The sequence below is a fragment of the Halosimplex carlsbadense 2-9-1 genome, assembly GCF_000337455.1.
Lineage (GTDB): Archaea > Halobacteriota > Halobacteria > Halobacteriales > Haloarculaceae > Halosimplex > Halosimplex carlsbadense.
The window spans coordinates 1-1,972 of record NZ_AOIU01000050.1 but is presented as its reverse complement, the minus strand read 5'-3'; the positions used below and the strand labels follow the sequence as shown (position 1 = coordinate 1,972).

Below are 1,972 nucleotides of genomic sequence, written 5' to 3'. Positions count from 1 at the left end.
GTCCCACCGCGAGGTGAGAGGTGCCGGGTGGGGTCCCCCTAGACACCGTTATAGGTCCCTGTGGTGGGTGGTGGGGTCGGTTCGATTTTCGGCGACCCTTGCGCCGTCCTGCGATTAGGGAGCGGAGGGGCGAGTGATTGTGGTGGGAGAATCGCAAGACGGCGGTAAGTTGTGGCGGTTCAGACAGGGGTATCCTTACGCCGTCCTGCGATTGTACGGATAGGGCCGGGATTCGACAGGGGGAAGAATCGCAAGACGGCGGTAAGTTGTGATGGGTGATACTCCGGGGCGATCGGCGACCCCTGCGCTGTCATGCGGTTTCGGGTTCTGTCTGGCTATGGTTAGAACTGCTAATAACAATATGTGGGCGTGTTGGTAGTATCGGGATAGGTAGATGTTCTGCCGGGGTGAAAGGTCAGTATTCTTTAAGGGGCTAGTCGTTCTCGTCGCAGTCAAAGCTACGCAACGTGAGTGAATGCCCGGAGAAGGCCCGGGCGACGGACGATTCCACCGGACGCGATTTGTGGCAGAATCGCCCGGTGGAAACCTCTTGGCCGGAGGGTTCGTCCTCGCTCTGTCCTCTCTCAGCCGAGTCAGTAAGTGTTTCGACGGTTCACGGAAACGCTCGGTCTGGACGACTAAGCGCCGATCCACCGCAAGGATCGGGCGATCTTGATTTGCCCGAGAGCCGGCGTACCCGGCTCGAGGGCCGCCCGATCCGCACGCCCCCGACCGGCGGGAGGGGGCTATCTTGTGCGGTGGCGGTGCGGCGGCGGTGCGGTCTTTACTCGACGCTAGTTAGAACAACTCAAGAGCCGCTATGCTTCGCCAATTCAGGCGTTCCACCGTGCGGTGCGGTAGAAGACGTGCCGGTGGCTATGGTGCGGTGCGGTGCCACCGGCTCGTCTTCGTCGCGGTCGTCGGATAGTGCCGCCCCAGCTGGGCCGGACGTGCTGTCGGGCCACTCGTGGAGCAGCTCGCGATCGCGTCGGTCGGGGTGGTCGGAGTGAGCGCGGATCCCGTCGACGGCGAGGTCGAGTTGGATGAGCAGTCACGGCTCGGTCGGGACTGGGATTGCGGGCCGGATCGGGAGCGGCCGGACTGCCGGAAGGACTTGGCGCACCTGAAGTACCAGACAGAATCGGGGGAACAGGCGTCGTACCGTTGCGGTTCGTGGGACTGCGAGTGTTGCGGCCACCGGCTGAGGATGGGACTGATCGAGGAGATAGAACGGATCACGGAGGAGCGCCCGGAGATGCGTCGGTTCCTGACGCTCACAGTGGACCGCAGAGCGCCCGCGTCGAAGGAGGAGAAGCACGAGTACATCACCGATCGGTGGAACGCGCTGAGGACGGAACTGAGGGACCGCTATCCAAACCTGTCGTATCTGTGGGTGCGGCACGAGGGAGACGAGCGGGACCGGCCGCACCTGCACCTGCTCGTGGATCGGTTCCTGCCGCAGCGGGAACTGTCGCAGTTGGCCGAGCGCGTCGGCCTCGGCCGGGTGGTGGACATCCGGCGGGTGGACGCACGGAACGCGGCGCACTACATCAGTGCGTACCTCGGTCGTGGCTCGCTGTCGTTCCTGCCGTCGGGGTCGCGGCGGTACGGATCTAGCGCCGACGTCGATCTCGATCCACGCGATCCGGGCGGCGACGATCGTGACGGCAGTGCGCTCGAGGAGGACTGGTCACTGATGGCGTGGGATCCGATCGTCGAGGACTGGGTGTCGGCTGCGTCGGGAGACTTCCGGCGCGACGAGGATAGAGGACCGCCACCAGACTAGATCGGTCGGTCCCACCGCGAGGTGAGAGGTGCCGGGTGGGGTCCCCCTAGACACCGTTATAGGTCCCTGTGGTGGGTGGTGGGGTCGGTTCGATTTTCGGCGACCCTTGCGCCGTCCTGCGATTAGGGAGCGGAGGGGCGAGGGATTGTGGTGGGAGAATCGCAAGACGGCGGTAAGTTGTGGCGG

General features: G+C 64.3%; 1 protein-coding gene. It reads left to right on the top strand.

Annotated features, from left to right (window positions below; all coding sequences use genetic code 11):
- The first annotated feature begins 967 nt into the window (after positions 1-967).
- Positions 968-1,786 (top strand): rolling circle replication-associated protein, encoded by an 819-nt coding sequence (locus C475_RS22075; RefSeq protein ID WP_004045523.1) that lies wholly within the window; start codon positions 968-970, stop codon positions 1,784-1,786.
- The last annotated feature ends 186 nt before the right edge of the window (positions 1,787-1,972 follow it).